The sequence below is a fragment of the Mycobacterium sp. MAA66 genome, assembly GCF_041261665.1.
Classification (GTDB): Bacteria; Actinomycetota; Actinomycetes; order Mycobacteriales; family Mycobacteriaceae; genus Mycobacterium.
Genome location: NZ_JBGCCC010000001.1, coordinates 517,092 through 543,587, shown reverse-complemented (window position 1 = coordinate 543,587; position 26,496 = coordinate 517,092). Strand labels below are relative to the sequence as shown.

Genomic DNA, 26,496 nt, shown 5'->3' with positions numbered 1-26,496 from the left:
ATCCCATCAATTGTTGCCCAACAGCGGTTCGATGAACTCCGTGAATGCCGCGAGCACCGCATCGGGTGCCTCGATCTGTGGCCAATGCGCGATGTCGTCGGCCAGCATCACCACGTCCGGGTTCGGGATGACCTCGCGGTAGCGCTTGGCCATGTGGGCGCCGGAATTCGGGTCGGACGGACCGTCGATCAGCCGCATCGGAATCGTGGTCTCCCGCATGGCACGTACCCAGCGATTGCGAAAGGTGTAGCGGTCGTTGATAAATCGGCCGACCTTGTGCATGACGCGTTTGCCGTCGTTGTAGTCGAGGATCTCGTGGAACTTGTCCATCATCGCCGCCGACGGTTTGGTGTTGACACCGAACATTTCCCGGATGGTGGGGTCGGCCAGACGGCGCGAGAACGGGCTGCCCTGCAGCGAGCCGATGATCTCGCCCAACGGACTCTGCGACATCGCCTTCTGCAGCAGTCGTGGCGTATATGCCTCGTTGAACAGCCCACCGTTGAGCCAGGTGATCGACTCGATGTCGAGCTTGCCGTAGGCCTGGTCGCCGAACTGGTTGCGGGCCAACAGTTCTTGGCCGACCGAGTCGCCAAGATCGTGCGCCAGAACGTGGGCTCTGTCGACTTTGAGGTGGGCCAGCAGCGCCTCGTGCATGTCGGCGTGGTCGTGCACCGAATAGCCGTAGGCGACCGGCTTGTCCGAGAAGCCCATGCCGATCATGTCGGGGGCGATCACGGTGAACCGCTGCGTGATGGTCGGCCAGATCGGCTCCCAGTCGAAGGTGTTGAACGGGTAGCCGTGGATCAGCAGCAGGACCGGCGCGGTTCCGAGTGGCGGGCCGTCCTGACGGTAGAAGATCTGGAATCCGAGGTAGTCGAAATACTGGCCGGCGGCCTTCCAGGCCTCAAGTTCGGCGTGCATGGTGACACCCTAACTGAGTTCTAAAATAGAACGCAATTGGTAATGTTGAGCCTATGCGTTTCGATGCCCTGCACGACGAACCCTGTTCGATCCTGCGTCCACTGGCACTGCTGGGCGATCGCTGGACGTTGGTGATCCTGCGCCAAGCTTTCGCAGGCGTCCGACGATTCGAGGATTTCCAGTCCAGCCTGGGCATCAGCCGGTCGATGCTCACCGAACGGCTGACCCGCCTCGTCGACGCTGGTGTGCTGTCGCGGCAGGCCTATCGCGATACCCGACGCACTCGACACGAATATCGGCTGACCGAGAAAGGATTGGATCTGTACCCGGTGCTGATGGCGCTGCGGTCCTGGGGTGACCGATATCTGGCGCCGGACGGTCCGTTCATCGAATACCGACACGGGTCCTGCGGCGGTGCAGTCGAAGTACACCTTCAGTGCGATGACTGCGGTCATGACGTCACCGCCCGCGACGTCACACCGGAACCCGGGCCGGGGTTGGTCGCAGCGACTGGACGTCCGTCGTCATAAAGCTCTTGAACTCGACCACTATTGACTGAGCGAGGTCCAACTTGACGGTCTGCCAGCGACAGTTGCCCACGTTTTTGCGAACTCGTTCCACGGGGCAATGACGACCTCACACCTTCGGCAACCACCCAGACCAACTCGGCGACAAGATGAACCCTCGCCCCTGGGGGTCCTTGCACGCCGTCATACCTGAACCATCTACGCCACAGACAACGCCATCAACCGTGAGTGAATGCAGCGGTGGCAAAGTCTTGAATGCTGGTGCACCTGCAACGGCCAACGGCGTGGTCGATTTTCGCACACCAGTGTTCGTTCCAATGGAGTTCAGCAGCCCCATCCCCTCTGGGGTTGGAGCCGGCAACGCTGGCAAGTTGTTGCCAGTGCATCCCGCCGACGGTGGGCTGCCAAAACCACAGGTGATGCCATCGGGGGTGAGGAAATAGACCCCAGTCAGGGGCTCAGGGCGGCCCGAGTTCGGACCCGATACCGTGTAGTCCTGCGCACTGACCGGCGTGTAACTAGCAAGGTCGGGAAAGACCGGTGGATCGGCCTGCGCGTTGCAGGCGCTCGACACCCCAACTGCGAGTGTCGACAACACCACAGCGAGAGATCTGATCAGCATGTAGTTCCTCCTACCGTCGCTCCTAGCCATTCGTGCCGGAGACGGTCCGTGTTACGGCGGCGACGCGTTGACGACCACGTGTTGTGTGTCGTACGGCGTACCGACTGCAGTGTTCCATTGACTGACGAATAGAGGCATGTTGCCCAGTGTGGGGTTGGGCAACATATATCCGCCGTAGGGCTGATAGACATAGGTCGACGGCAACGCCGGGTTGTTTTGTTGGGCGACCACAATCGGCGCCCTGAGCGGATCACTGAAGACATCAGATGGGGCTCCGGCTCCGACGTGCACTTCGACCTGGTTCACAGTCGGAGTTGCGTTGAAACCCGACAGCACCGGACGCCCGTCAACATCACGGAAACTGAGTTCACCGAACTTCACTCCGGGATCAGTAATCGGTGTCGGAGTTTGCCCTGGACTACCCCAGTCCTGACCAGTCCATGGCTGCCACTGGTCTCGATGGGTGACGCTCTCGGGATCAACTCCGGCGAAGTGTCAGACGAACCCCGCGTTGCCGGCCAGCAGTAGCACCGGGACGAAGATAGCCAGCGATATCGGTGCCGACAAGCACCCGACGAGCATTCCGCGACCGATCTGACCAGCTTGTCCACCACGGCGAGACAGCAGGGCCGCAATCAACATATCGACAAGTAGTGCAGGCAGTGCAGTCACGGAAAGCAGAAGCCACCAAGGCATCACCGCCCAGCAGATGAACATCAGGATTGCGGTGTTGGCTAAAGCGGCGGAGAACCCGGCTACGCCGTACCGATTCGGAGATTGCGTGGACTGCTGCGAGTTCACCACGGCAACAACCAGAATCCGTATAGCAGTCCGCCAACGAAAACCGTTGCGACTGTTCCTATGATGCCAATGGCGATACCGTGCGCTTGCGATGACGACGAACGCCGCAGCAAGCTGACAATGACCCCCGCGACGAGAACAGCCACTGCTATCCCGATCAAAAACTGCACGAATCCATTGTGAAAGCGTTTGCCTGCCAACCACGCAACAACTACGACTGCCGCCAATTCAACCTGGATGACAAATGGGACCGCCCACGTTGCTGCTGACCAGCAGCGGGCATCGATCTCGCGTAGACGCGTGAAGGCCATCGCTCGGATCCTTTCGTGGTCAGGACGGCGTCGCCGTGGTAGGCGGCAGGACAGGGACGGAAGGCGGGTCCGACGGCAACCCAAAATCAGTCGATGGCAATGGAACCCGTACGTCATACCTCGGATTCCACCCGCCTGTATCGAATGGCCCGAACGCCCTACCACCGATCCCGACATCGTGGTGGAACGGCAAATACGTCATCGGTCCGAAGGAATTTCCCGCGGATGCGGGATCTATTATCACCGTCTTCGTCGTGCCATTCGGGAGGTCTTGGTAAACCTCCATCCACGGATAGTCTCCCCGGGTTCCATCGACGTGCACTCCAGCAGATCCGGGGGTAAACACCAGGTCGCCATTAACCGTCCAAGAATGGTCAGCCAGTGGCCCCGGAGGATTCTTGGCAATATCAGGGGCAAAAGGATTGGCAGCTTGATACTGGATTCGGACTGCCCCGTCCGGCGTCTGAGTAACGCTGCCTTCCGGAGCTTGCACCTTCGCTTGACCTGGTCCACCGTTCACTGTCTGTTCGATAGATGGATTTTGTCTCATCACGACGACTCCGTGCTCATAGTCGATATACGTCGTGACTTTCGTGTTGGTCGGGTCAAAATGCGGATCGGGGCCCCGATTATTTCCAAAATCTCTCTTTCCGGGGCCGCTAACCACATCGGGTTCAGCGATCCACTGCGACATTCGAACTAGGCCCTGCCCCTCCACCGGACGAATCTTTACGACCCGGATCTCCGGCAGCTTGTCCTGGGTACGCGGATCGTAGCTGTGGGGGTCCAGCGCGGCCGCCATTTGCCAATCATTGGGAGTCACGGGATCATGCCCGTATACCTGCCGGAACGCGGCCACACGGTTGCCGTTCTGATCGGCACGCGCCGGCGATTGTGGTGGAGTTACGCCTGGCAGCAACAACTCTTCCAAAGACTTCGGGCCGGAAGCCACCGCATTCGGCACACCGGTGGCCGTCGAAATTGCCTGTGCCAGTTCAGAATCGACCGCTACGCCGTCGGCCAAGACCTTCGCGACGCGCGCCTCGACTTCCGCGAACTTGCGCATGCGCTCCTGTGCCGCTTCCGGATTCAGATTGCTGGTGTCAGGCGAGACCACCTGATTCGTATCCGGGTTCACCTCAATAGTGGGGCTGGCGTGGGCGAAACTGAGAACCTTGCTGACCTCGTCGGCGACTCCCTGCGCATCGGTCTCGGCCTTATCCATCACCCCCGCAGCGCCTTTGAGTTGATCCGCAGTGACGTCGTGTCTGCCGGCGATCAGGAGAATCGAACTCATTGCTGTATCGGCGGCCTGCCCCTGCCAGGTGGAAAGAGTCGCCACCGATCGGTAGAAGTCCGCTGAATTCGAGTGAGCGTCGGCCATGCCGCGAGTCGCCTTGGCCAGGTCCGCGATTTCCGGCGGCCACATCAACAGCTCTTTCAAGGTCAGGCCCATCGGGAGCGCTCACAAGCCCGAGCTGGCACGGCCAATCTCGTCTCCCCCGGCGGCGTCTGTCGAGTCGTAACCAGCAGCCGCGTCCCGGTGACCGTCGGCGAACCGGGTGAAATGACCCTTGAACTCCTCGCCGTTCTTCTCCCATTCGGCAAGCATCCCCGGTAGAGCAGCCGCGGCCGCGCCCGATCCCAACGATGTTCCGCCGGCCTGCGAATGCGCCGCCTGATGCGCCTCGCCGAACTCGGCGCCCTGCCCCTCAATCTGGCCAGCCGTCATTCGCAGTTCGGTCGTATCGACCTTCAGTGGTTCAACAGCCCCCATCACCACACCCCCATGTTCTCGATCGACAATACGCGCGCTGTACCCGGCGGTATGGCTTGTCGGTCGAGCGTGCAAACGTCGAGGCCAGCCACACGCAAAGGCAGTTAGGAGGGCTGCGCAAACCGCAAATGGTTCCCGGACGGATCGATGACCGTCATCGTCGGCCCGCCGGGTCCGTCTGCCTCGATGCCCGGGTTGGAGTACCCGTGCTGCTGGGCGATCAGTTCGGCGTGCAGTGCCTCGACATCGTCCACCGGGATCCACAGCACCGTATTCGGACTGCCATCGCCATAGTGCTCGGACAGATGGATCACCGCCGACGACCGGCTCACCTGCACGTAGAGCGGGAACCCCGGCTCGAAGCGGTGTTCCCAGTCCTTGGTGAAACCCAGGTATCCGCAATAGAAGTCGAGCATCGTGTCGACGTCGAACATGCGGAGCACGGGAATGGGCGAGCCGATCTGCATCGCGCTACCTCGAACCCAACTTGGTGGCGGAAAATGCGGGCAAAAATCGCCGTACAGTTGGGTTCGAGAGTTGTCCCGCGAGTTCGCCCGTCCACGCCGCGGCTAGAAAGACACGTTGTCGCACAGCGGCGACCATCACATCGAGCCCCTCCCTCTCATTGACTGCGAGGACAACCAAAATGCCCGCGACACACCGTATGTCGGCGTGCAGGCACACACGTTCGCGCTGTTAGGACGAGACTTCGATGGTGGTACTGCCCAGAGCGGCGACCCAGCCGGTCACCTGACGGGCGATGTGCTGATCGGTCAGCCTGATGGCGGTCAGCACCTCACCCCGGGTCGCGTGCTCCTGAAACTCCTGTGGCACACCGACATCGCGGCACGGCACATCGATCTCGGCCCGACGCAGCGATGCCGACACCGCCGAGCCGATACCGCCGGCCACCCCGTTGTCCTCCAGCGTGACCACCAGTTTGTGCCCACGCGCCAAGTCGCCCAGCACAGCCGGAACCGGCAGCACCCACCGCGGGTCCACCACCGTCACGCCGATGCCCTGCTTACACAACCGCTCGGCCACCGCCAGGCCCATCGTGGCGAACGACCCGACCGCGACCAGCAACACGTCCTCGGGCAGCCCGTTCTCCGGGACCGCCAGCACGTCGATCTCCCCGATCCGCTTGAGAGCCGGAATATCTTCGCCGACAGCACCTTTCGGGAAACGCACGGCGGTCGGTCCATCGGCGACGGCCAGCGCCTCGGCGAACTCCTCACGCAACCGTGCGGCATCGCGGGGGGCGGCGACGCGAATACCAGGCACGATGCCCAGCATCGACATGTCCCACACGCCGTTGTGGCTGGCTCCGTCGTTGCCGGTGACACCGGCGCGGTCCAGCACCATGGTGACCGGCAGCTTGTGCAGCGCCACGTCCATCATGATCTGGTCGAACGCCCGGTTCAGGAACGTCGAGTAGATGGCGACCACCGGGTGCATGCCGCCCATCGCCAAACCGGCGGCCGAAGTCACCGCGTGCTGCTCGGCGATACCGACGTCGAAGAAACGGTCCGGGAACTGTTGCCGGAACGCGGACAAACCGGTCGGACCCGGCATGGCCGCTGTGATGGCGACGACGTCGCGCCGCTTGCCGGCCTGCTTGATCAATTCGTCGGAAAACACCGACGTCCACCCGGGGGCTGACGCGGAAGTCGCGCGGCCGGTGTGCGGGTCGATGATGCCGGTCGAGTGCATCTGCTCGGCCTCGTCGTTCTCGGCGTGCGCGTAGCCCATGCCCTTGCGGGTGACGACGTGCACGATCACCGGCGCGTTGAACCCACGGGCGTGCCGCAGGGCCGCCTCGACAGCGTGCTCGTCATGGCCGTCGATCGGGCCGACGTACTTGAGCCCCAGATCGGTGAACAGTGCCTGCGGGGCCAGCGCGTCCTTGATGCCGGCCTTGATGCTGTGCATGCACTGGTAGCAGAGCTCACCCACCACGGGCATGCCGCGCAAGGCGTTCTTGCCACGCTCCAGCGCCCGCTCGTAACCGGGCTGCAGACGCAGCGCTGCGAAGTGGTCGGCCAGGCCGCCGATGGTCGGTGCATAGCTGCGTCCGTTGTCGTTGACGACGATGACGATGGGCCGGTTCGCGGCGGCGATGTTGTTCAGCGCCTCCCAGCACATGCCACCGGTCAGGGCGCCGTCGCCGACTACCGCGACCACGTGGCGGTTGCGGTAGCCGGACAACTCGAAGGCCTTGGCCAGCCCGTCGGCGTAGGACAGCGCGGTGCTGGCATGGCTGGACTCGACCCAGTCGTGCTCGCTCTCGGCGCGCGACGGGTAACCCGACAACCCGTCCTTCATCCGCAAGGTGTCGAAGTCGGCGCAGCGGCCGGTCAGCATCTTGTGCACGTAAGCCTGATGCCCGGTGTCGAAGATGATCGGATCGTGCGGCGAGTCGAATACCCGGTGCAGCGCAAGCGTCAGCTCCACGACACCCAGATTGGGGCCGAGATGCCCACCGGTGGCGGCAACCTTGTGCACCAGGAACTCGCGAATTTCGGCGGCGAGTTCGGTCAGCTGCGGCTGCGTCAGATTCGCCAGATCAGCGGGGCCGCGGACCTGTTCAAGCATTCCGACAGTCTACGCACGCGAACTAGGCCGGGCCGTCAAGGCTGATAGATATCCGGCACGCCGTCATCGTCCGCATCAGCGGTTTCCCGCTGGTGAATCCGACGATATTCGGCGTTTCGGCTGAGCAGCACAAGCGATGCCAACACCCCGGCCACCACAGACCCGGTGAGCACCCCGACCTTGGCGTCGGCGCCGTTGACCGTGCCATATCCAAAGGCCAGCTCGCCGATCAACAGTGAGACCGTGAAACCGATACCGGCCAACAACGCCACTCCGACCACGTCGCGCCAGCCCAGGTCGTCGTCCAGGCGGGCACCGGTGAACCGGGCCAACAGGAAGGTGGTGGCGAACACCCCGATCGGCTTGCCGAGCACCAACCCCGCCAGCACCCCGGCGGTCACCGGATGGGCCAGCGCCGCCGCCAGCCCCGACCAGCCTCCGACCCCGACTCCCGCGGCGAAGAACGCGAACACCGGTACCGCCACACCCGCCGACAGCGGCCGCAACGCGTGCTCAAACGCCTCGGCGGACGCATGCCGCCCTAGCACCGGCACCCCGAAACCCAACAGCACGCCCGCCACCGTGGCGTGCACGCCACTGGCGTGGACCAGTCCCCAGGTCGCCACCGCCAGAGGTAGCAACAACCACCACTGCCGGTGACCTCGCTGCACCGCGAGTACGAACAGCCCACCGGGGATGGCAGCCAGCAACAGCGCGATCGGATCGAGGTGATCGGTGTAGAAGATGGCGATGACCGTGATCGCCAGCAGGTCGTCGACCACCGCGAGAGTCAGCAGGAATGTGCGCAGGGCAGTGGGCAGGTGGGTCGATATCACCGCGAGAACGGCCAACGCAAAAGCGATGTCGGTGGCGATCGGCACCGCCCAGCCGTCCAAATTCTCCGGGTGGCCAGTGGCCAGATTCACCCCGACGTAAATGGCCGACGGGACCACCATGCCGCCGACCGCCGCCGCGATCGGCAGTGCCGCTCGTGCCGGGTCCCGCAGATCGCCGGCGACGAACTCGCGCTTGAGTTCGACGCCGACCACGAAGAAGAAGATGGCAAGCAACCCGTCGGCCGACCACGCGGACAGGCTCAGATTCAGGTGCCAGGCCGCAGGGCCGACGGTGAACTCGGATAGCGCCCGATATGTGTGGGCGGCAGGCGAATTCGCCCAGATCATGGCAGCGCCGGCAGCCAGCAGGAGCAGCACACCGCCGACCGTTTCCTTGCGCAGGATCTCGGTGAATCGCTGAGTTTCGGGCCAGGTCCCACGCGCCAGCAGGCGCCGGCTGGGCCGGGCGTTGCGGCTGTTCATCTCGACTCCAGAAGCTAGCAGCCACACCGCGCGGATCAAACCCATCGGCTAAACATGCGACCGTCAGATCTCGCGGAGTCCGATCAGAGCCCGCGGCAAAGGACCCTGGTGTACGACGCCGAGACGTTGAGTTGCGCGAGTCAGGGCAACGTATAGATCGGCCGCGCCACGAGGCCCGTCGTCGAGTATCCGTCCCGGCTCCACCACCAGAACGGCGTCGAACTCCAGGCCCTTGGTCTCGGCCGGCGTTACCGCGCCCGGCACACCGGGCGGCCCGATCACCACGCTGGTGCCGGCGCGCTCGGCTTCCGTGCGAACGAATTCAGCTATGACAGCAGATAATTCGGACTCATCGACGCGCCGGGACCATGGCTGGACGCCACACGCACGTACCGACTCCGGTGGCATGACCCCGGGCGCGAACTCGGCGAGCACCGCGGCAGCGACGGTCATGATCTCCGCCGGAGTGCGATAGTTCACCGACAATGCCCGATAGACCCAGCGACCGGGAACGTAAGGCGCCAGCATCGTGTCCCAGGATGTCGCTCCGGCCGCCGATCGCCGCTGGGCAAGGTCGCCGACCACCGTGAAGGACCGGCTCGGGCACCGACGCATCAGCACCCGCCAGTCCATTTCGGACAGTTCCTGGGCCTCGTCGACCACCACGTGCCGGTAGGTCCAGTCCCGGTCCGCGGCCGCACGTTCGGCGAGTTCCCGGGTATCGCGCTCCTGGAATCGGTCCGCGAGATCCTCCGCGTACAACAAGTCCTGGGCGAGCAGGTGATCCTCATCGTCCATCAGGTCCTCACGGGCGATCATGCCGTCGAGCACGCCGGCGGCGTACGCAGTCTCGGCCCTGCGTTCCCGCTCGGCCGCGCGGTCGGCCGACTTGTCGAAGCCGAGCAGGTCGACCAGCTCGTCGAGCAGCGGCACATCCGACACCGTCCAGGCGTCGCCGGCGGCACGCCACAACGCCTCGTCGGCGCCGGCGGAACGTAGCCGTTCGCGGGACGTGTACATCGACGCCAGTACGGTTTGCGGCGTCAATGTCGGCCACAGCGAGTCGAGCGCGGCGGCGAATTGGTCGTTGTCAGCGAGCTCGGCGATCAGGTTCGCCCGCAGCTGTTCCCATGCCTGGCGGTCCTCACGAGTCAGCCAGCCCCGGCCGATCCGGGCGATCGACCGTTCGGTGAGCACATAGGTGACGATCTCCCGGAACACCGCGCGGGCTTCGTTGTGCGGTCGCCCGCTCGCACGCGCCTCTTCCCTCGCCCACTGCGCGGTTTCGGCGTCGATCCGCGCCGTGACGTCAGCCAGTTTGATCTGCAGCGGATGCTCAGGTAACCGCTGCCGATCAGCCACCGCCGCCGCGAGCACATCCACCATCTTGAGCGAGCCTTTGAGCTGTGCGACCTGCGCAGTGTCCTCTTCGGCGGTGACCCTCAGCCCGGGCACCAGGTCGCCAGTGGTCATGAAGACCAGGTCGGACTCTCCGAGCGACGGCAACACCCGGTCGATGTGATTCAGGAAGGTCGAGTTGGGCCCGATGACGAGCACGCCGTGACGTTCCATCTGTTTGCGTTTGGTGTAGAGCAGGTAAGCGACACGGTGCAGTGCCACCACGGTCTTCCCGGTGCCTGGGCCGCCCTCGATCACCAGCACCCCGGGATGATCGAGCCGGATGATCTGGTCCTGTTCGGCCTGGATGGTTGCCACGATGTCGCGCATCCCAGCACCTCGCGGCGCGTTCACCGCCGCGAGTAATGCCGCGTCCTCGCTCTCCTCGCCGGTCGGGCGGCCGAGGACCTCGTCGGTGAAGTCGACGATTTGACGCCCGCGGGTATGGAACTGGCGGCGCCGGTGCATGTCTTCTGGGTTCGCAGCGGTGGCCACATAGAAGGCGCGCGCCGCGGGCGCCCGCCAATCGATCAACAGCATCCCGTCCACGTCGGTGTCGTCGGAGATGCCGATCCGGCCGATGTATGAAGGTTCGCCCGCAATGCTGTCCAACCGGCCGAAACACAGCCCGTCGTCGGCGACGTCCAATCGCTTGATCTGTTTGGCGAGTGTATGGACCTCGACATCCCGCTCTAGCAGCGTTCCGCCGTTACCCCGCAATGCCGCTGCATACCGGTCTTTCACCCGGGCGCGCTCGGCGTCCAGTTGCGTGTACAGCCGCGCCACGTAGTTCCGTTCGGACCGCAATTCGTCTTCGTGCTGATTGGCCGGCACCCCGCCCCTCGCTTTCTGCAGACTCCACGAACCCGCGAATTCCTCGCGGACCACACCTGCGTTTCGCATCCCCAGCGCTGCTGGTTTCCTGCCATGGCCGGCGATTCTGCGGCATGACCCGGGTCTTGCCGCAAGCCCACGGTTGCGTTATATGTTGAAAGGGGAAAGTTTTCGATTGCCCATTGGCCCCGCAAACAATCAGCCGACCAAAGCGCCGCCGTCCGTCATCCACGCCCCCGTCGGCACGACAAAATCATCAGGCGCGGGTCAGCACGGCGACGCATTCGACGTGGTGCGTCAACGGGAACGAATCAAAGACCCGCAGCTTTTCCACCTGATAGCCATGCCCGCGATACAGCCCGATATCCCGCGCGAATGACGCTGCCTCACAACCGATATGGATAACCCTCGGCACCCCGGCCGCGGCCAGCTGATCAATCACCTCGCGGCCGGCGCCGGTGCGCGGCGGATCCAGCACAGCCACGTCGGCCGGTGCCGACTGCGAACCCAACGCACGACGCACCGAATCGGTCAGCACCTCGACACAACCGAGATCAGCCAGCGCCGTCCGTGCCGCGCGAGCCGAACCGCGGGAGGTGTCCACCGTCAGCACCCGGCCCGACCCGCCCACGGAGCCGGCCAGTGCGGCAGCGAAAACCCCTGCGCCACCGTATAGATCCCACGCGGTCTGCCCGGCCGACAGCGCGGCCCAGTCCGCAACCAGCGCGCTGTAGGTCGACGCGGCATCACGATGCGCCTGCCAGAACGCGGTGACGGGGATGTGCCACTGCCGATCCCCCACCCGTTGGACGGCCTCATAGGCGCCGGACAGCACCTGGGCCGCCGGCGCCTTCGCCGATTTGGACTTGGCCCGTGGCCCGGTACGTACCACGTGACGCTCACCGTCGTCGTCGAGCACCACGTGCAGCTCCGCCCCGGCCGGTTGCGATGGCAACCCGTCGAGCATCCCGAGCGGCACCTGCGCGCACGACAAGTCGGTCACCAGATCGTTGCTGTGATAGCGATGAAACCCGGCCCGGCCGTCCGCACCGACGGCGAGACGCACCCGGGTACGCCAGCCGGTGGCCCCGACAGTGCCCACTTCTTCAGCGGAGTCCCCCGACCACTGATAGCCGCCGAGGCGGTCCAATTGGTTGGCCACCACCTCACCTTTGAGCCGGCGGGCCGCGGCGGGCTCGACGAAAGCCAGGTCGCAGCAACCAGATCCGTGTGCCCCGGCGATCGGGCACAACGAATCCACCCGATCGACCGAGGGCTCCAGCACCTCGAGAACTTCGGCGTGCCAATAGGATCCACGTTCGGAGGTCACGTGCGCGCGCACCACCTCGCCGGGCAATGCGTAGCGCACGAAGATCACCCGGCCGTCGTGCCGGGCCACACAACTACCGCCGTTGGCCGGTGCCCCGACGGTAAGCGTCAGCTCTGTCAATCGAGTATGCCCCTTCGAGCGTCACCGGGGGCTGATCCCGGTGGCAACGTGACCTTGACGCGTTCCGACGAATTCAGTTGCCACGGAACCGAAGTCACCATCACGTTGGGAATGAACAGCAGGCGGCCCTTGAGTCGCAGCGCGCTCTGGTTGTGCAGGATGTGCTCCCACCAGTGCCCCACCACGTACTCCGGGATGAATACCGTCACCACGGTGCGCCTCGACTCAGCGGTGATGCGTTTGGCGTAATCCAGGATGGGCCTGGTGATTTCACGGTAGGGCGAGGCCAACACCTTCAGCGGTACCGAGACGTCGCTGTCCTCCCACCGGTGCACCAACTCGCGGGTCTCGGCATCATCGACACTGACGGTCAGGGCCTCCAGCACATCGGGGCGGGTGGCCCGCGCGTAGGCCAGCGCCCGCAGTGTCGGCAGGTGCAGATTGGACACCAGCACGATCGCGTGGTTGCGGCTGGGCAACACCACGTCCTCGTCAGGGCCGGACTGGGCACGCAATTCCCGCGCCACCGTGTCGTAGTGCTTGTGAATCGCCTTCATCAACACGAACAGGATGCCCATGGCCAGGATGGCGATCCACGCACCGGCCAGGAACTTGGTGACGACCACGACCAGCAGAACCGTTCCGGTGCACAGGAACCCGACGGTGTTGACGATCCGCGCCCGCTGCATACGGCGACGCTCAGCGCGATTGGTCTCGGTGCGCAGCAGTCGGTTCCAGTGCCGCACCATGCCGATCTGGCTCAACGTGAACGACACGAACACCCCGACGATGTACAGCTGGATCAGTGCGGTGACCTCGGCGTTGAACGCCACGATGAACGCGATCGCGGCGAACGCCAGGAACAGGATGCCATTGGAGAACGCCAACCGATCGCCACGAGTGTGCAGCTGGCGGGGCAGATAACGGTCCTGAGCCAGAATCGATCCCAACACGGGGAAGCCGTTGAACGCCGTGTTGGCGGCCAGAACCAGGATCAGCGCGGTGACGCCGGCGATGGCGTAGAGGCCGGCTGGGAAATCATGGAACACGGCCTCGGCCAGCTGCGTGACGACCGTCTTCTGGTGATAGTCGGCGGGCGCACCCACCAACTGGTCCACGCTGTCCGCCATCTTCAGGCCGAGCTTCTCGGCCAGCACGATGATGCCCATGAACAGCGACACCGCGATCGCCCCGAGCAACAGCAGCGTGGTGGCGGCATTGCGGGACTTGGGCTTCTGGAACGCAGGCACGCCGTTGCTGATCGCCTCCACCCCGGTCAGTGCGGCACAACCTGACGAGAACGCCCGGGCCACCAGGAACACCATGGCAAAGCCCATGACGTCCCCGTGCTCGGACTTGAGGCTGAAGCCGGCCGATTCGGCGCGCAGCGGGTGGCCCATCACGAAAATCTGGATGAAGCCCCAGGCCAGCATGAGATACATGCCGACCATGAAGGCGTAGGTGGGAATCGCGAACGCGGTGCCGGACTCCCGGATACCGCGCAGGTTCAGCGACGCCAGAATGAGGATCGCGGCCACCGACAGCAGCACCTTGTGGTCGGCGATGAACGGCACGGCCGAACCGATGTTGGACATCGCCGAGGCCGTCGACACCGCGACCGTCAGCACGTAGTCCACGAGCAACGCACTGGCCACCGTCAAACCGGCGGTGTGGCCCAGGTTGGTGGTAACCACCTCATAGTCGCCACCACCGGATGGGTATGCATGCACGTTCTGTCGGTAACTGGCGATCACGATCAGCATCACCACGGCCACCGCAAGACCGATCCACGGGGCCACGGAGTAAGCGGACAAGCCGGCGACCGACAGCACCAGGAAGATTTCCTCGGGTGCATAGGCCACCGACGACAGTGCATCGGAGGCGAAAACCGGTAGCGCGATCCGTTTGGGTAGCAGGGTGTGCGCGAGCTTGTCGCTACGGAACGGCCGGCCTAGGACCAACCGCCGAGTTGCGGTCGAAAGCTTGGACACGGAGCCAAGGGTACGGCCCGGCTTCGATGGCTGTAGCGTTCGGACTGCGCAGGATCGTTGCAATTCGATTCCGGGCCGAATCCCGGCTCAAGAAAGGATCGGCTGGTGCGAGTAGTGGTGATGGGCTGCGGCCGCGTAGGCGCGTCGCTGGCGGACGGTCTGGCCAGGATCGGTCACGAAGTCGCCGTCATCGACCGCGACAAGACGGCCTTTCACCGGCTGTCGCCGGAGTTTGCCGGAGAACGCGTGTTGGGCATGGGTTTCGATCGCGATGTGTTGCTGCGCGCCGGCATCGAAGAGGCCGGGGCGTTCGCCGCGGTGTCCTCCGGCGACAACTCCAACATCATCTCGGCCCGAGTGGCTCGGGAGACGTTCGGTGTACGGCGGGTCGTCGCGCGCATCTACGACGCCAAACGCGCCGCGGTGTACGAGCGGCTGGGCATCCCGACCATCGCCACCGTGCCCTGGACCACCGACCGGCTACTGAACCTGCTGACCCGGGAAACCGAGACCACGAAGTGGCGGGACCCGTCCGGCAGTGTCGGCGTCACCGAGCTGGCGCTGCACGAGGACTGGGTGGGTCACCGCGTCACCGCGCTCGAAAGCGCGACGGGTGGCCGGGTCGCATTCGTGATCCGGTTCGGCAGCGGGCTGCTGCCCGAGGCCAAGACCGTCATTCAGGACGGTGACCAGGTGTACATGGCAGCGGTGTCCGGCCACGTCGCCGAGGCGATCGCCATCGCCTCGCTGCCGCCCGGCGATGACGTCGACAGCCACTAAGGAGCGCAGATGAAGGTCGCTATCGCAGGTGCCGGCGCCGTCGGCCGTTCCATAGCCCGAGAGCTGGTCGACCACCACGACGTCACGCTGCTCGAACGCAACCCCGACCATGTCGACCCTGACGCGGTACCGGCCGCACACTGGCGCCTCGGCGACGCATGCGAGCTGACCCTGCTGGAATCGATCGGGCTGCAGGATTTCGATGTGGTGATCGCCGCCACCGGTGACGACAAGGCCAACGTGGTGGTCAGCCTGCTGGCCAAGTCCGAGTTCGCGGTGCCACGCGTGGTCGCCCGGGTCAACGATCCGCGCAATGAGTGGCTGTTCGACGGGAACTGGGGCGTCGACGTCGCGGTGTCCACGCCTCGGATGCTGGCCTCACTGGTCGAAGAGGCGGTCTCCGTCGGTGACCTGGTGCGCCTGATGAGCTTCCGTACCGGGCAGGCCAACCTGGTCGAGATCACGCTGCCCGACGACACCGCGTGGGGCGGCAAGGCCGTCAAGCGACTGGAACTGCCGCGCGACGCCACGCTGGTGACCATTCTTCGCGGGCCCCGGGTGATCGTGCCGGAGGCCGACGAACCGCTCGAGGGCGGCGACGAACTGCTGTTCGTGGCAACCGCCGAGGTCGAGCAGCAGCTGCGCGAGCAGGTCCTGAACCCGCGTTAGCCCTCGGCGGCGTGAATCGCTTTTTGCGCCACCCTGATGGCCAGATAGGTCGCCAGGGCCGCGACGGCCGTCAGCGGCCATCCCATCGCGATGCGCGCCACCCCGAGCCAGCCGGTCTGGTCCTGGGTGTACAGGTGATGCTGCACCAGGAACCGTGAGGCGAAGACCAGCACCCACACCACGGTGGCCACATCGAAGGCCAGTACGGCCCGACGCACCTGGCGCCAGCTGCGGTCGTGGCCGTTGACCCAGCCCCATACGTATCCGGCCAGTGGGCGGCGGATCACGATCGACAGCGCGAATACCGCTGCGTAGATCAGTGAGCCCCAAATGCCAAGCAGGAAATAGCCTTTCGAGGAGCCCACCAGATACGCGATCAGGGCGCTGATCCCGACGCCGATGAATCCCGACACCGCCGGCTGGACCGATTCGCGGCGCACCAATCGCCAGATCAGCACCAGGGCCGCGACCCCGAGGGCGGCGGCGATGGCCGCGGTCAGGCCGAAGAGTGTGGACACCGGAACGAAGACGACGACCGGCAGCGACGAGTAGATCAGGCCGCTGATGCCACCCATCTGGTCGAGCAGGGCTCGAGCGTGCAGCGGTGACTGGGCCGTCTCGCCGTCATCCGGTTCGACTGCTTCGGCGTGCGTGGTCTCAGCGGTCCCCTTGTTGGGGAGGCTCACTTCTGAATCTCGTAATGCGGGTTGTAGATGGCTTTCGCGCCGTTCTCCAGCTTGCCCAACCGGCCTTGCACCCGAAGGGTGCGTCCGGATTCGATTCCCGGGATACGGCGCTGTCCCAGCCACACCAGGGTGACTGTGCCGGTGCCGTCGAACAGCTCGGCGCGGACACCGCCAGAGCAGCCTTTGCCGTTGGTCTCGACACAACGCAAGGTGCCGATCATCGTCACTTCCTGGCCGCGGCAGCAATCAACGGCGCGCATGGCTCCGGTGGTGAGCGCCTCGTCGGACAACTCCTCGCAGTCCCGCTGCTGCGGATCCTCTGTGAGGCGGCGGGTGAGCCTGCGCAGATAACCTTCGGCGGTTGCCATGGTCGCTCCTGTGCTCGGTGCGAATCCACTGTTGATCCGCTCCTGACCATCGCCACGGTAGACCTCTTGGGGACGATTTGCCATTTCGGCGCGGGATATATCCCTACCTGTCCCAGTCAGTGAGCAGACCCCCTCGCCGCGATGGCTGAACCGGCCGTGCACCATCGTCTGGTGACGGTCGATCTTCGCGGTGTGACAACGGTTCTGCTGCCCGGAACGGGCTCGGACGATGACTACGTCCGTCGGGCGTTCGGCTCCGCATTACGCCAGGCCGGGGCTGTAATGTGCGCCCCCGCACCGATACCGCAGCGACTTATCGCCGGATATTTGCAGGCCCTCGACGACGCCGCGCGTGAGGCACCGATCCTGGTCGGCGGGGTATCGCTGGGGGCAGCCGTCGCGACGAACTGGGCGCTGGCGCACCCCGACCGCGCCATCGGGGTGTTGGCGGCGCTGCCGGCCTGGACCGGCGCCCCCGACGAGGCTCCGGCCGCTCTGGCGGCACGATATTCGGCCCAGCAGCTGCGCGAGATCGGACTGGATGCCGCGGTTGCCGGCATGCGCGCCGGCAGCCCCGCCTGGTTGGCCGACGAATTGACCCGGTCCTGGACCGCGCAATGGCCCGCGCTGCCCGATGCGATGGATGAGGCCGCCGGTTACCTGGCCCCCACCAGCGGCGAACTGGAGCAGCTGACCGTCCCCATGGGGATTGCTGCGGCCGCCGATGACGCTGTGCACCCCATCGACGTCGCCAGGCACTGGGCCACCACCGCCCCGCGGGCGGTATTGCGGACCGTCACACTCGGCGCGATGGGCCTCGATCCGACCGTGCTGGGAAGCGCGTGCGTCGACGCGCTGCGAGAGGCTAGCCGCCGGTGATGGTGCGCAGCTGCTGCATGGCCGAGCCCTGCTCACTGCGCCGGACACCGGGTTCGGGTTCGGGCTGCTGCAACTGCTGCTGAATGTTCTGCTGCAGGTTCTCCAGAGCCGCCTGAGCCTCTTGGACCTGCTGCAGAGCCATCTGCTGGGCAGCGGCCTGTAACTGTTCGAGCAGCGGCTGGGACAGTTGCACCGGAAGCGCGGCGCGCACCGGCAACGGGGTGTCACCGCGACGGATAACGGTGTCCGCCAAGGAAATTCGGGCCTGCTCGACGATCGTGTCGATGCTCGCAACGGTGCCGACCACGGCGCACCGCACCATCCAGCGATAGCCGTCAGCGCCGATGAAACGCATGACGAGCTGCTCCTGCCCGGGCTGTTGCACCGGCCAGCCGACCACCTCACGGCCCCAAGGACCGTCTTCGATGCGCACCTCGGCCGAATCATTGCGCAACGACTCGGCCAGCTCGCCGGCGATCTCGCGCCACAGCGATCCACTCTTGGGCGCCGCGTAAGCCGCGATCGAGAACCGTCCATCGGGCGTCACCAGCCACACCGCGCTGGGCACGCCCTGCTCGGTGACCTCGACGTTGAGCTGGGCGCCCTCAGGCACCGGGACCAGCACGCCACCCAGATCCAGCCTGGCCACCTCGGCCTGGGCCGGGTCATCGAAATCGTCGAGGTCAAACGGACCGTCTTCGTCGGGGTTCAATTCGAATGCCATCACAAACTCGCATGTCCGCCGGAGGAGCCGTGGCCGCCTGCGCCACGAGTGGTTTCGGCCAGCCCGGCCTCGTCGAATGACGTGACCTCGACCAGCTCAGGCAACTCGACCCGCTGCACCAGCAGCTGCGCGATCCGGTCCCCGCGCTTGACGACGATGGGCTCGCTCTGGTCGAGGTTGATCAGCGCCACTTTGATTTCTCCACGGTACCCCGCGTCGATGGTGCCGGGCGCATTGACGATCGAAAGGCCAACGCGGATGGCCAATCCCGACCGCGGATGCACCAAACCGACCATGCCATGCGGAATCGCGACGGCGATCCCGGTGGGTACCAGTTCGCGCCCGCCTGGCGCCAATTCGAAATCGACGGCGCTGAACAGATCGACGCCGGCATCGCCGTCATGAGCCCGGGCGGGCATCGGCAGATCCGGGTCCAGTCGTACGACCGCCAGAGAGGTGGACACGACGCGAAAGACTACCCTTGGCCGCGTGTCAGACACGCGAGCAGTCACCGAAACCGTGCGCTACCGAGAGCGCCTGACGGTGCCGTGGTGGTGGTGGCTACCAGGTTTCGGGTTGGCCGCGCTGATCGCGATGGAGGTTGTTCAGGGCGTGTCGGGGGTGCCCACCTGGGTGCCGTTCGCCGTGCTGCTGCCGGTGGCGGCCGCGGTGCTGCTGTGGTTCGGCCGGGTCGACGTGCGGGTGGTAAGCCGAGGCGACCAGACCGAATTGTGTGCCGGACCCGCGCACATCCCGGCCAGTGTCATCGCGCGATCCGCCGAAGTGCCCAAATCCGCCAAGTCTGCAGCCCTGGGCCGTCAACTGGACCCGGCCGCCTATGTCGTGCACCGGGCCTGGGTGGGCCCGATGGTGCTGTTGGTGCTCGACGATCCGGACGACCCGACGCCGTACTGGTTGGTCAGTTGTCGTCACCCAGACCGACTGCTGGCGGCACTGCGGGGCTGATTCCCACAGTGCCGCCAGAGGTGGCTGCGCTTTAAGCGGCGCAGTCGGTGCAGATCATCACGCCGTTCTTCTCGCTGGCGAGTCGGCTGCGGTGATGCACCAGAAAACAGCTCGAGCAGGTGAACTCGTCAGCCTGCTTCGGGATCACCCGAACCGAGAGTTCTTCGCCCGAGAGGTCAGCCCCCGGCAACTCGAATGACTCTGCGGATTCTGATTCATCGACGTCAACGACCGCGGACTGCGCCTCGTTACGTCGTGCCTTGAGTTCTTCCAGCGAATCCTCTGAGACCTCGTCCGTCTCGGTCCGCCGCGGGGCGTCGTAATCGGTAGCCATGTCTTCCCCTCCCATACCTTGCGACAGAGCTTTGTACCAGCGTCGAACGCATCCACCAAACGATTCGTGCCCCAATCGGCCCAATATTGTATGTGATTTGCATCACATAGCGGTATACCGTCCTGCGATACGGCTTGCGGGCGGCATCTACAGTTCAGGGGTGGTCGCACAAATCACCGATGGCACGGCCTTCGACAAGCACGGTCGGCCGTTTCGTCGACGCAACTATCTGCCAGGCGCGATCGCGTTCGCCGTGCTGGCCGTCGCAACCCTAGTGGTGTGGCTGGTGGTAGCCAATCAGCCGGCCGAGATCCATCAGGCAACCACCTGCAACCTGCCGCCGGCGCCGGTCGATCCGAACCAACCCAAGCTCGGCGATCCGGTACCCGCCGCGTCGATGGCGAACGTGGTGCCGGCCAAGCTCGCCGACACCAAGATCCGCGTGCTCAACGCCAGCGGTCAGGGCGGCCAGGCCAGCGAGGTCGCCGGAGCGCTGCACGATCTCGGCTTCACCCAGCCGACGGCCACCAACGACCCCGTGTATGCCAATACCCGCCTGGAGTGCCAGGGCCAGATTCGATTCGGCCCGGCAGGCAAGGCGGCGGCAGCGGCACTGTGGCTGGTGGCACCGTGCACCCAGCTCTTCCAGGACCAAAGGCCCGATGACAGTGTCGACCTGGCCATCGGTACCGAGTTCAACCAACTCAGCCATAGCGACGACATCGACGCGATGGTGGCGAGCCTGAAACCGGATGCCACCCAGCCCGCGGATCCGGCACTGCTACCCAAGATCCACACCGGAACCTGCTGAGCCTCAACGGTATCCGGCCTGCACGAGCCGGCCGGTGAGGTCGTCGGCAATACCCGGCGCGGCGGCGATGATCAGGTCGTCGACGGCAGAGTCGACATCTCCTCCCGTCGCTTCGCTCGCCCCGATATCTCCTCCCGTCGCTTCGCTCGCCCCAACCGGCGGCAGCCGCAGCACTGCACCAGCTTCGGCGGCGATCAGCGCACCGGCGGCCCAGTCCCAGACGTGCACGCCAGATTCGTAGTAGGCGTCCAGCTGACCTGCGGCCACCATGCACAGGTCCAGCGCACACGAGCCGACCCGCCGCACGTCACGCACCTGCGGCAGCAACTCGGCCAGGACGGCACCCTGAAGCCGGCGCCGCATGCTGTCGTAGCTGAAGCCGGTAGCGACCAGCGCCATGGAGAGATTATCGATCATGTTGCACCGCAACATGATCGAGACGTCCCCTCGACGTCGCCGTGCACCGTGCCCGAGGGCCGCCGAATACACCTCGCCAGTCGCGGCGTTGGCCACCGCGCCGGCCACCGACACGCCGTCGATCTGCACACCCACCGATACCGCATAGGCGCCGAGGCCGTAGACGAAGTTGACCGTGCCGTCGATCGGGTCGAGCACCCACACCGGTCGGCCCGGCTGCGCCTGCGCGCTACCGCCCTCCTCTTCGCCGAGCACCTGGTCGGCCGGACGGAGTTCGGCCAGGCGATCGCGCAGCAGCCGCTCGGTCTCGGTGTCCACGATGGTCACCGGATCGGTTGGGGTGGACTTGGCGCGAACCGGATTCCCTTGTCCCCCAAGGCCATCGCGCTCGCCCCCGAACACCTCGCCGCGCCGGCGGCGCACGAAATCCGCGGCCTCGGCGGCCAGCTGTTCGGCAATCCCACGCAGATGCGCGGGCGCCAGTTCACCGTCGACTTCGTATGCAGTCACCTCACCATCGCAGCACATCCCGTGCAGGCTTGCTGTCGACGCTGTGACGAATGCGTGCTGCGCTCACGGTGAAGAACTAATGTGTGGATCGCGTCGCCCGCCCGCCCTACCAACGCCCGCCGCTTCGCTCGCCCCGACCCCACCAAGGAGCGCACATGACAGCCACGCCCACCACTGACGGTGGCCCCCAGCATCTCGGGTTCGGCATCGACGTCGGCGGCAGCGGCGTCAAAGGCGCCATCGTCGACCTGGACACCGGTCAGGTGATCGGGGAACGCTTCCGGCTGCCGACTCCACAACCGGCCACGCCCGACGCCGTCGCCGAGACGGTTGCCGCCGTGGTCCGCCATTTCGATTGGACCGGAAGCCTCGGCGTCACCTACCCCGGCGTGGTGACCCACGGGATCGTGCGCACTGCCGCCAACGTCGACAAGAGCTGGATCGGCACCAACGCGAGCGACATGTTCGCCTCCCGGCTCGACGGCCAGCAGGTGACGGTGCTCAACGACGCCGACGCCGCCGGCCTGGCCGAGGAGAAGTTCGGTGCCGGCCGGGACGTGCATGGCGTGGTTGCGCTGTTGACCTTCGGCACCGGCATCGGTTCGGCGGTGATCCACAATGGCGTCCTCTTGCCGAACACCGAGTTCGGCCACATCGAAGTCGGCGGCAAGGAAGCCGAGCACCGGGCCGCGTCGTCGGTCAAGGAGCGCAAAGGCTGGTCCTATGAGCGGTGGACCGAAGAGGTCACCCAGGTGCTGATCGCGATCGAGAACGCGATCTGTCCCGACCTGTTCATCGCCGGGGGCGGAATCAGCAAGAAGGCCGACAAGTGGCTGCCGCTGCTCAAGAACCGCACCCCGGTGGTCGCTGCGACCCTGCTGAACACCGCCGGCATCGTCGGCGCCGCGATGGCTTCCGATCTGGAAGCCACACCGGCGATCGACGCCGCAGCGGCCTCTGCACATGCCTGAATGCACGCTCCAACGCTCCGAACCCCAGCTTGATACGGCTTTCGGCCACCTTGTCGTTACAATGGTCAACGGCGGCCGCCTGACCGGATAGCGGCGAGCACGATCATTCGGATCGACGCCAACATTCGACAGCCGACGCTTTACGGTGGCGCACGCCCACGCCAACCGGAGTACGCATGACCGAAAGGGTGGACGTGGCAGCGACAGAGGCCAGCGAGACAACCGATGAGTCGGTACGTCCCACCAAAGTCCCCGCGAAGAAGGCGCCCGCCAAGCGCGCAGCAAAAGCCCCGGCCAAGAAGGCTCCGGCTAAGGCTGCCGCCAAGGCCCCCGCGAAGAAGGCTGCAGCCAAGGCTCCCGCCAAGCGCGGTGCGCGCAAGGCCACCGACGGCGACGCGACCCAGGCCGGCGACGTCACCGACAGTGCCGACGACCTCGCCGACGACGAGCTCAGCGGCGAGCCGGCCATCGACCTCGAGGTCGATGACACCGAGCTGGAGCTCGACGACATCGAAGCCGAGGACGAAGTTGCCGTCGTCGACGACGATGACGACGCCGAGGAAGGCGAGGCCGCCGTAGTCGGCGCCAAGGTCGCTCCCAAGGCCGTCGCTGAAGCCGAAGAGGCCGCCGACGAACCCAGCGAGAAGGACAAGGCCTCCGGCGACTTCGTCTGGGACGAGGAGGAATCCGAAGCCCTGCGCCAGGCCCGCAAGGACGCCGAGCTCACCGCCTCGGCCGACTCGGTGCGCGCCTACCTCAAGCAGATCGGCAAGGTCGCGCTGCTCAACGCCGAGGAAGAAGTCGAGCTCGCCAAGCGCATCGAGGCCGGGTTGTACGCCACCCAGCTGATGACCGAGCTGACCGAAAAGGGCGAGAAGCTGCCGGCCGCGCAACGCCGCGACATGCAGTGGATCTGCCGCGACGGCGATCGCGCCAAGAACCATCTGCTGGAGGCCAACCTGCGTCTGGTGGTGTCACTGGCCAAGCGCTACACCGGCCGCGGCATGGCGTTCCTGGACCTGATCCAGGAGGGCAACCTCGGTCTGATCCGCGCGGTCGAGAAGTTCGACTACACCAAGGGCTACAAGTTCTCGACGTACGCCACCTGGTGGATCCGCCAGGCCATCACCCGCGCCATGGCCGACCAGGCCCGCACCATCCGTATCCCGGTGCACATGGTCGAGGTGATCAACAAGCTCGGCCGCATCCAGCGTGAGCTGCTGCAGGACCTGGGTCGCGAACCCACGCCCGAAGAGCTGGCCAAGGAAATGGACATCACGCCGGAGAAGGTGCTGGAGATCCAGCAGTACGCGCGTGAGCCGATCTCGTTGGACCAGACCATCGGCGACGAGGGCGACAGCCAGCTCGGTGACTTCATCGAGGACAGCGAAGCCGTGGTGGCCGTGGACGCCGTGTCGTTCACGCTGCTGCAGGATCAGCTGCAGTCGGTGCTGGAGACCCTGTCCGAGCGTGAGGCCGGCGTCGTCCGGCTGCGCTTCGGCCTCACCGACGGTCAGCCTCGCACCCTGGACGAGATCGGCCAGGTCTACGGCGTCACGCGTGAGCGCATCCGCCAGATCGAATCCAAGACCATGAGCAAGCTGCGGCACCCGTCGCGCTCTCAGGTGCTGCGCGACTACCTGGACTAGTCCCCCGTTTCACCGCGAGCAGACGCAAATGTCCCCGCACGCCCGGCGTGTCGGGGACATTTGCGTCTGCTCGGCAGGGAACGCATCTCTGCAACAATGGGTTTCATGCCGACCAATCCGCTGTCGCGGGCATTGCTAGACGTCTCATCCGAATGCTTCACGGCGATGACCGACATCCTCACCGCGCTCGGCGACGACTTGGCGAACCGTCGGCCCGACCTGCCCGGCGCGAACAGTTGCTACGCGATCGTCAACCACTGCATCGGTGTCGTCGAATACTGGGCGGGCTCTTTCATTGCGGGCCAGCGGATTCCACGCGACCGCGATTCTGAATTCACCGCTACCGGTCGAATCGACGAACTGCTCGACAGGCTGACTGCCCTACAACAGCGGTTCCCCGGCTGGATCGATGTGGCCGTCACCGAAGGCATCCGCGACCGCGACCTCGCCGACGGGGTGCGCGGCGGTACCACCCGCGCCGCGGTGTTGGCGACCGCAACACCCGAATGGACCCTGCTGCATATTCTTCATGACCTCGCCCAACACGTCGGGCACCTGGAGATCACGCGAGACTTGCTACTCAAGCAGGCTGAACGCGGATAGGCTCGCGCAGTCGAAGTTTCTCGCTATCAGCTACGAGGATCTCGGTCCTGGCAACTAGCCCTGCAACCGCAATACGTTGTGTTCCAACGGCGTTGAAGTACGCAGAGCACACAGAAAGGTTGCCGATCATGCCACTGCTGAATTTCACCGTCATCCGAGGACGGACCCGCGACGAGATTCGTCAATTGCTCGACAGCGCGCACGAGGCCGTCGTCGAGGCATTCGACGTTCCCGGGCGTGACCGGTATCAGATCGTCGACGTCCGCGACCCCGACGAAGTGGTTGCGCTGGATACCGGACTGGGACTCGAACGGTCCGACAAGCTGGTGATCATCCAGGTTGTCAGCCGCCGGCGCACCGGGGAGCAGAAGCAACGGTTCTACGAATTGCTCGCCCAGAATCTACATCGGGACTGTGGTCTGGATGCCGCCGACCTGATCGTGTCGATCACCGAAAACGGTGACGCCGATTGGTCTTTCGGCGACGGGCGCGCGCAATTCCTCACCGGCGAACTGGCGTGACGATGATCGCAACACGATTCACATCGAAGTTCGGCCTCTCGATGCCGATCGCACTGGCGCCGATGGACAAGTTCGCCGACGGACGCCTGGCGAGCGCAGTGGCCCGCGCCGGCGGCCTCGGCGTGGTAGGCGCCGGCTACGCCGATGCCGACTGGATCAATTCCCAGTTCGCGGCGGCAGGCGACGCGCGCATCGGGGTGGGCTTCATCGCCTGGAAACTTGCCCAGCGGCCCGAATTGCTGGATCTGGCCTTGGCTCACGGCCCCGCGGCCCTGGTCTTGTCGTTCGGGGATCCCGCCCCGTTCACCGACCGGATCCATGCCGCGAAAGTCCCACTGTTCAGTCAGGTCAACGATTTGGAAGAGGCACGACGGGCCATCGACGTCGGCGCCGAAGTCGTTGTGGCGCAAGGTGGCGAAGCAGGTGGACACGGAAAAGGGGTCCGCTCCACTTTCACCTTGGTGCCAGAGATCGCCGACCTGCTCGCCGAGCGCGCCCCGGACACCCTGCTGCTCGCGGCGGGAGGCGTAGCCGACGGGCGTGGTCTGGCAGCGGCGCTCTCGTTGGGCGCAGACGGTGCCGTTGTCGGCTCCCGGCTCTGGGCAGCACAGGAGTCTCCGGTCAGCGCCGCCGCGCGCGACCGGGCGGTAGCAGCCGGCTCCGACGACACGGTGCGCTCGACCGTATTCGACATCGTCCGTGGGTACGAGTGGCCAGCAGGATACGGGGGCCGGGCGCTGCGTAACGATTTCGTCGGCCGATGGGTCGGCAACGAAGACGCCTTGCGCGCCAATCTCACTGAAGCGCAACATGATTACCGCTCCGCAGCCGCGACGGCCGACTTCGATATAGCCGATATCCACATCGGCGAAGCCGTCGGCATCATCCATGACCATCCGACCGCAGCAATGGTGCTGGAGCGCATGACACAAGAGGCAGCCGGCATCCTGGGGCGGTGGGCTGCACGCTCTCGGTAGGACAATCAACTACCGCGACCGAATCCGCGGACCGTGTGTTGTCGGACGCCGACGTCGCAGCGTTGACCCCTGACCGACGCCA

At 65.3% G+C, this 26,496-nt stretch carries 29 protein-coding genes and 1 pseudogene; 11 read left to right on the top strand and 19 right to left on the bottom strand.

All coding sequences use genetic code 11. From position 1 onward, the window contains the following. Nucleotides 1-6: 6 nt before the first annotated feature. On the bottom strand, nucleotides 7-924 hold the full coding sequence (locus ABIA30_RS02685; RefSeq protein WP_370061824.1) for an alpha/beta fold hydrolase: 918 nt from the start codon (nucleotides 922-924) through the stop codon (nucleotides 7-9). Nucleotides 925-977: 53 nt separating this feature from the next. Here ABIA30_RS02685 and ABIA30_RS02680 point away from each other — a divergent pair, with 53 nt between their 5' ends. Next, complete coding sequence (locus ABIA30_RS02680; protein WP_370061822.1) at nucleotides 978-1,454, top strand: winged helix-turn-helix transcriptional regulator; 477 nt, start codon at nucleotides 978-980, stop codon at nucleotides 1,452-1,454. 106 nt (nucleotides 1,455-1,560) lie between these two features. Here the strand turns inward: ABIA30_RS02680 and ABIA30_RS02675 are convergent, their stop codons facing one another. The 12 genes and pseudogenes from ABIA30_RS02675 to ABIA30_RS02620 form a co-directional block, all read right to left on the bottom strand. Then, nucleotides 1,561-2,046, bottom strand: a complete 486-nt coding sequence (locus ABIA30_RS02675; protein WP_370063266.1) for a hypothetical protein — start codon at nucleotides 2,044-2,046, stop codon at nucleotides 1,561-1,563. Between the two features lie 78 nt (nucleotides 2,047-2,124). Beyond that, nucleotides 2,125-2,547: pseudogene (locus ABIA30_RS02670) on the bottom strand (DUF4185 domain-containing protein); the annotation flags it as partial. 21 nt (nucleotides 2,548-2,568) lie between these two features. Continuing rightward, nucleotides 2,569-2,877, bottom strand: coding sequence for a hypothetical protein (locus ABIA30_RS02665; RefSeq protein ID WP_370061820.1), 309 nt, complete (start codon nucleotides 2,875-2,877; stop codon nucleotides 2,569-2,571). Beyond that, nucleotides 2,871-3,185, bottom strand: coding sequence for a hypothetical protein (locus ABIA30_RS02660; protein WP_370061818.1), 315 nt, complete (start codon nucleotides 3,183-3,185; stop codon nucleotides 2,871-2,873). Before ABIA30_RS02660 ends, ABIA30_RS02665 begins: the two co-directional genes overlap by 7 nt. 19 nt (nucleotides 3,186-3,204) lie before the next feature. Then, the gene (locus ABIA30_RS02655; protein ID WP_370061816.1) at nucleotides 3,205-4,641 is read right to left on the bottom strand and encodes a hypothetical protein; all 1,437 of its coding nucleotides are present in this window, start codon (nucleotides 4,639-4,641) and stop codon (nucleotides 3,205-3,207) included. Between the two features lie 9 nt (nucleotides 4,642-4,650). After that, nucleotides 4,651-4,962 (bottom strand): type VII secretion target, encoded by a 312-nt coding sequence (locus ABIA30_RS02650; RefSeq protein ID WP_370061814.1) that lies wholly within the window; start codon nucleotides 4,960-4,962, stop codon nucleotides 4,651-4,653. A gap of 104 nt (nucleotides 4,963-5,066) precedes the next feature. Further along, nucleotides 5,067-5,429: a glyoxalase superfamily protein gene (locus ABIA30_RS02645; protein ID WP_370061812.1), complete on the bottom strand. Its 363-nt coding sequence runs from the start codon at nucleotides 5,427-5,429 to the stop codon at nucleotides 5,067-5,069. A 229-nt stretch (nucleotides 5,430-5,658) separates the two neighbouring features. Then, on the bottom strand, nucleotides 5,659-7,557 hold the full coding sequence (gene dxs / locus ABIA30_RS02640) for a 1-deoxy-D-xylulose-5-phosphate synthase (RefSeq protein WP_370061810.1): 1,899 nt from the start codon (nucleotides 7,555-7,557) through the stop codon (nucleotides 5,659-5,661). Nucleotides 7,558-7,592: 35 nt separating this feature from the next. Further along, nucleotides 7,593-8,876: a Na+/H+ antiporter NhaA gene (gene nhaA / locus ABIA30_RS02635; RefSeq protein WP_370063264.1), complete on the bottom strand. Its 1,284-nt coding sequence runs from the start codon at nucleotides 8,874-8,876 to the stop codon at nucleotides 7,593-7,595. A gap of 63 nt (nucleotides 8,877-8,939) precedes the next feature. After that, nucleotides 8,940-11,177 carry an RNA polymerase recycling motor ATPase HelR gene (gene helR, locus ABIA30_RS02630; RefSeq protein ID WP_370061808.1) on the bottom strand — a complete coding sequence of 746 codons (2,238 nt, stop codon included), beginning with the start codon at nucleotides 11,175-11,177 and terminating at the stop codon, nucleotides 8,940-8,942. A 187-nt stretch (nucleotides 11,178-11,364) separates the two neighbouring features. After that, nucleotides 11,365-12,558, bottom strand: a complete 1,194-nt coding sequence (locus tag ABIA30_RS02625; RefSeq protein WP_370061806.1) for a class I SAM-dependent RNA methyltransferase — start codon at nucleotides 12,556-12,558, stop codon at nucleotides 11,365-11,367. After that, nucleotides 12,555-14,549, bottom strand: coding sequence for an APC family permease (locus ABIA30_RS02620; protein WP_370061804.1), 1,995 nt, complete (start codon nucleotides 14,547-14,549; stop codon nucleotides 12,555-12,557). Before ABIA30_RS02620 ends, ABIA30_RS02625 begins: the two co-directional genes overlap by 4 nt. Nucleotides 14,550-14,654: 105 nt before the next feature. Here ABIA30_RS02620 and ABIA30_RS02615 point away from each other — a divergent pair, with 105 nt between their 5' ends. Beyond that, nucleotides 14,655-15,329, top strand: coding sequence for a TrkA family potassium uptake protein (locus tag ABIA30_RS02615; RefSeq protein WP_370061802.1), 675 nt, complete (start codon nucleotides 14,655-14,657; stop codon nucleotides 15,327-15,329). Nucleotides 15,330-15,338: 9 nt separating this feature from the next. Then, nucleotides 15,339-15,998 carry a TrkA family potassium uptake protein gene (locus ABIA30_RS02610; protein ID WP_370061800.1) on the top strand — a complete coding sequence of 220 codons (660 nt, stop codon included), beginning with the start codon at nucleotides 15,339-15,341 and terminating at the stop codon, nucleotides 15,996-15,998. On the opposite strand, the gene ABIA30_RS02605 is transcribed toward ABIA30_RS02610, so the two are convergent. Next, nucleotides 15,995-16,573 carry a DUF3159 domain-containing protein gene (locus ABIA30_RS02605; protein WP_370063262.1) on the bottom strand — a complete coding sequence of 193 codons (579 nt, stop codon included), beginning with the start codon at nucleotides 16,571-16,573 and terminating at the stop codon, nucleotides 15,995-15,997. The genes ABIA30_RS02610 and ABIA30_RS02605 overlap by 4 nt on opposite strands. A gap of 107 nt (nucleotides 16,574-16,680) precedes the next feature. Continuing rightward, nucleotides 16,681-17,052: an OB-fold nucleic acid binding domain-containing protein gene (locus ABIA30_RS02600; protein ID WP_370061798.1), complete on the bottom strand. Its 372-nt coding sequence runs from the start codon at nucleotides 17,050-17,052 to the stop codon at nucleotides 16,681-16,683. A 171-nt stretch (nucleotides 17,053-17,223) separates the two neighbouring features. Here ABIA30_RS02600 and ABIA30_RS02595 point away from each other — a divergent pair, with 171 nt between their 5' ends. Further along, nucleotides 17,224-17,931: an alpha/beta fold hydrolase gene (locus tag ABIA30_RS02595; RefSeq protein ID WP_370061796.1), complete on the top strand. Its 708-nt coding sequence runs from the start codon at nucleotides 17,224-17,226 to the stop codon at nucleotides 17,929-17,931. Here the strand turns inward: ABIA30_RS02595 and ABIA30_RS02590 are convergent. Together ABIA30_RS02590 and dut are read right to left on the bottom strand one after the other, a co-directional pair. After that, the gene (locus tag ABIA30_RS02590; protein WP_370061794.1) at nucleotides 17,918-18,655 is read right to left on the bottom strand and encodes a DUF3710 domain-containing protein; all 738 of its coding nucleotides are present in this window, start codon (nucleotides 18,653-18,655) and stop codon (nucleotides 17,918-17,920) included. The genes ABIA30_RS02595 and ABIA30_RS02590 overlap by 14 nt on opposite strands. Further along, nucleotides 18,655-19,119, bottom strand: a complete 465-nt coding sequence (dut, locus tag ABIA30_RS02585) for a dUTP diphosphatase (protein ID WP_370061792.1) — start codon at nucleotides 19,117-19,119, stop codon at nucleotides 18,655-18,657. The genes ABIA30_RS02590 and dut overlap by 1 nt, the downstream gene beginning before the upstream one ends. Before the next feature lie 25 nt (nucleotides 19,120-19,144). On the opposite strand from dut, the gene ABIA30_RS02580 reads away from it, so the two are divergent. Next, a complete protein-coding gene (locus tag ABIA30_RS02580) occupies nucleotides 19,145-19,621 on the top strand; it encodes a DUF3093 domain-containing protein (RefSeq protein ID WP_370061790.1) in 477 nt (158 codons plus the stop codon). A 31-nt stretch (nucleotides 19,622-19,652) separates the two neighbouring features. Here ABIA30_RS02580 and ABIA30_RS02575 read toward each other — a convergent pair whose 3' ends face one another. Further along, complete coding sequence (locus tag ABIA30_RS02575; protein WP_370061788.1) at nucleotides 19,653-19,955, bottom strand: DUF4193 domain-containing protein; 303 nt, start codon at nucleotides 19,953-19,955, stop codon at nucleotides 19,653-19,655. A 160-nt stretch (nucleotides 19,956-20,115) separates the two neighbouring features. Between ABIA30_RS02575 and cei the strand changes: the two genes are divergently transcribed. Next, on the top strand, nucleotides 20,116-20,766 hold the full coding sequence (cei, locus tag ABIA30_RS02570; RefSeq protein ID WP_370061786.1) for an envelope integrity protein Cei: 651 nt from the start codon (nucleotides 20,116-20,118) through the stop codon (nucleotides 20,764-20,766). 3 nt (nucleotides 20,767-20,769) lie between these two features. On the opposite strand, the gene ABIA30_RS02565 is transcribed toward cei, so the two are convergent. Then, complete coding sequence (locus ABIA30_RS02565) at nucleotides 20,770-21,711, bottom strand: inositol monophosphatase family protein (protein ID WP_370061784.1); 942 nt, start codon at nucleotides 21,709-21,711, stop codon at nucleotides 20,770-20,772. 137 nt (nucleotides 21,712-21,848) lie between these two features. Between ABIA30_RS02565 and ppgK the strand changes: the two genes are divergently transcribed. The 5 genes from ppgK (at nucleotide 21,849) to ABIA30_RS02540 (ending at nucleotide 26,414) form a co-directional block, all read left to right on the top strand. Continuing rightward, nucleotides 21,849-22,664 carry a polyphosphate--glucose phosphotransferase gene (gene ppgK, locus ABIA30_RS02560; protein WP_370061782.1) on the top strand — a complete coding sequence of 272 codons (816 nt, stop codon included), beginning with the start codon at nucleotides 21,849-21,851 and terminating at the stop codon, nucleotides 22,662-22,664. 194 nt (nucleotides 22,665-22,858) lie between these two features. Further along, nucleotides 22,859-24,313, top strand: coding sequence for an RNA polymerase sigma factor (locus ABIA30_RS02555; protein WP_370063260.1), 1,455 nt, complete (start codon nucleotides 22,859-22,861; stop codon nucleotides 24,311-24,313). Nucleotides 24,314-24,418: 105 nt separating this feature from the next. Further along, nucleotides 24,419-24,916 (top strand): DUF664 domain-containing protein, encoded by a 498-nt coding sequence (locus ABIA30_RS02550; protein ID WP_370061780.1) that lies wholly within the window; start codon nucleotides 24,419-24,421, stop codon nucleotides 24,914-24,916. A gap of 128 nt (nucleotides 24,917-25,044) precedes the next feature. Continuing rightward, nucleotides 25,045-25,437 carry a tautomerase family protein gene (locus tag ABIA30_RS02545; protein ID WP_370061778.1) on the top strand — a complete coding sequence of 131 codons (393 nt, stop codon included), beginning with the start codon at nucleotides 25,045-25,047 and terminating at the stop codon, nucleotides 25,435-25,437. A 2-nt stretch (nucleotides 25,438-25,439) separates the two neighbouring features. Then, nucleotides 25,440-26,414, top strand: coding sequence for an NAD(P)H-dependent flavin oxidoreductase (locus tag ABIA30_RS02540; protein ID WP_370061776.1), 975 nt, complete (start codon nucleotides 25,440-25,442; stop codon nucleotides 26,412-26,414). The last annotated feature ends 82 nt before the right edge of the window (nucleotides 26,415-26,496 follow it).

Coding starts and splice junctions, on each gene's coding strand:
- ABIA30_RS02545 (WP_370061778.1), top strand. CDS start 25,045: ATGCCACTGCTGAATTTCACCGTCATCCGAGGACGGACCCGCGACGAG.
- ABIA30_RS02655 (WP_370061816.1), bottom strand. CDS start 4,641: ATGGGCCTGACCTTGAAAGAGCTGTTGATGTGGCCGCCGGAAATCGCG.
- ABIA30_RS02600 (WP_370061798.1), bottom strand. CDS start 17,052: ATGGCAACCGCCGAAGGTTATCTGCGCAGGCTCACCCGCCGCCTCACA.
- ABIA30_RS02540 (WP_370061776.1), top strand. CDS start 25,440: ATGATCGCAACACGATTCACATCGAAGTTCGGCCTCTCGATGCCGATC.
- ABIA30_RS02575 (WP_370061788.1), bottom strand. CDS start 19,955: ATGGCTACCGATTACGACGCCCCGCGGCGGACCGAGACGGACGAGGTC.
- ppgK (WP_370061782.1), top strand. CDS start 21,849: ATGACAGCCACGCCCACCACTGACGGTGGCCCCCAGCATCTCGGGTTC.
- helR (WP_370061808.1), bottom strand. CDS start 11,177: ATGCGAAACGCAGGTGTGGTCCGCGAGGAATTCGCGGGTTCGTGGAGT.
- ABIA30_RS02590 (WP_370061794.1), bottom strand. CDS start 18,655: ATGGCATTCGAATTGAACCCCGACGAAGACGGTCCGTTTGACCTCGAC.
- ABIA30_RS02650 (WP_370061814.1), bottom strand. CDS start 4,962: ATGGGGGCTGTTGAACCACTGAAGGTCGATACGACCGAACTGCGAATG.
- dxs (WP_370061810.1), bottom strand. CDS start 7,557: ATGCTTGAACAGGTCCGCGGCCCCGCTGATCTGGCGAATCTGACGCAG.
- ABIA30_RS02685 (WP_370061824.1), bottom strand. CDS start 924: ATGCACGCCGAACTTGAGGCCTGGAAGGCCGCCGGCCAGTATTTCGAC.
- ABIA30_RS02605 (WP_370063262.1), bottom strand. CDS start 16,573: ATGGGTGGCATCAGCGGCCTGATCTACTCGTCGCTGCCGGTCGTCGTC.
- nhaA (WP_370063264.1), bottom strand. CDS start 8,876: ATGAACAGCCGCAACGCCCGGCCCAGCCGGCGCCTGCTGGCGCGTGGG.
- ABIA30_RS02660 (WP_370061818.1), bottom strand. CDS start 3,185: ATGGCCTTCACGCGTCTACGCGAGATCGATGCCCGCTGCTGGTCAGCA.
- ABIA30_RS02565 (WP_370061784.1), bottom strand. CDS start 21,711: ATGTGCTGCGATGGTGAGGTGACTGCATACGAAGTCGACGGTGAACTG.
- ABIA30_RS02645 (WP_370061812.1), bottom strand. CDS start 5,429: ATGCAGATCGGCTCGCCCATTCCCGTGCTCCGCATGTTCGACGTCGAC.
- ABIA30_RS02610 (WP_370061800.1), top strand. CDS start 15,339: ATGAAGGTCGCTATCGCAGGTGCCGGCGCCGTCGGCCGTTCCATAGCC.
- ABIA30_RS02550 (WP_370061780.1), top strand. CDS start 24,419: ATGCCGACCAATCCGCTGTCGCGGGCATTGCTAGACGTCTCATCCGAA.
- ABIA30_RS02680 (WP_370061822.1), top strand. CDS start 978: ATGCGTTTCGATGCCCTGCACGACGAACCCTGTTCGATCCTGCGTCCA.